The 1049-nt window shown below is 46.5% G+C and carries 1 protein-coding gene; it reads left to right on the top strand.

What is annotated here, in order from left to right:
- Nucleotides 1-1049, top strand: a 1049-nt coding sequence (locus tag PAT3040_RS31730; RefSeq protein ID WP_146200615.1) for a discoidin domain-containing protein, incomplete at both ends; no start/stop codon positions are given.

Genomic DNA, 1049 nt, shown 5'->3' with positions numbered 1-1049 from the left:
GAAACGAATTCCTTGGCAATCAACAGATGCTGCCGGTATTTGCTCCAAACAACACCTGGGATCAGAGAGTGGAATGGGCGGTCTTTGAGCAGGATGGCGTTACGCCTACAGATAAGGCGCTAATCAGTCCATTTGGCGTTCTTACGTTATTGAAGGAAGGCGATGTCAAAATTGTAGCGACTGCGCTGGATGGATCTGGCGTAACGGGTTCCTATGATTACAATATTCAGTTTACAATCACAAATCCTTTATTTGTAGGAGCAACAGCAACAGCGTCGTCATCGGATTACGGCAATGATTATACCCCTGTAAAAGCGATTCTTAGCAATCATGGATCTTTCGCGGGGTGGAGCTCCGATGCAGTGGGAGGAACCTCCTACAACAACCCACAGTGGTTGCAGGTGGAATTTGCCCAGCCTACGGTATTGAACCATATCGATGTTTATACAACGGAATCCTATTTCAAGATGAGGGATTTTGATGTTCAATATTGGAGGGACGGACAGTGGATAAATCTTTATTCGGTCAAAGATAACACGAAATCGGTTATTAATATCATGTTCGCTGATATTATGACAACGAAAATCAGAGTTATCTGCTACAAAGGAGATACTGCCGACATAACTCGTATTGACAGCATTGAGGTTTATCATGATGCTGTTTCGCACGATGCAAGATTAAATAAGATTACGGTGGATGGCAGCATAGTGGATGGATTCTCGATGGACTTGAAGGAGTACACAGTTGTATTGGATAAGGACGCGACGGAGGTTCCTGTTGTTGGTGCCACGTCAGCGGATAATCTTGCCGTGGTGTCGATCGTACAAGCCGCCTCGATTCCCGGGACAGCAGTTATTACCGTAACAGCTGAGGATGGAACGACGACATGGAGTTATGAAGTCAACTTTACCAATGAAGAACCGTTGAGTAGCTACACTGTAACTTATACAGCCGGGTTGCATGGCACGATTAGCGGAACTAGCGAGACGGTAACGGCTGGGGGCTATCCATCTGCAGTGCCGACTGTGACAGCCGATAGCGGCTACACC

The sequence above is a fragment of the Paenibacillus agaridevorans genome, from assembly GCF_003112455.1.
Taxonomy (GTDB): domain Bacteria; phylum Bacillota; class Bacilli; order Paenibacillales; family Paenibacillaceae; genus Pristimantibacillus; species Pristimantibacillus agaridevorans.
This window is presented reverse-complemented; position numbering and strand designations above follow the sequence as displayed.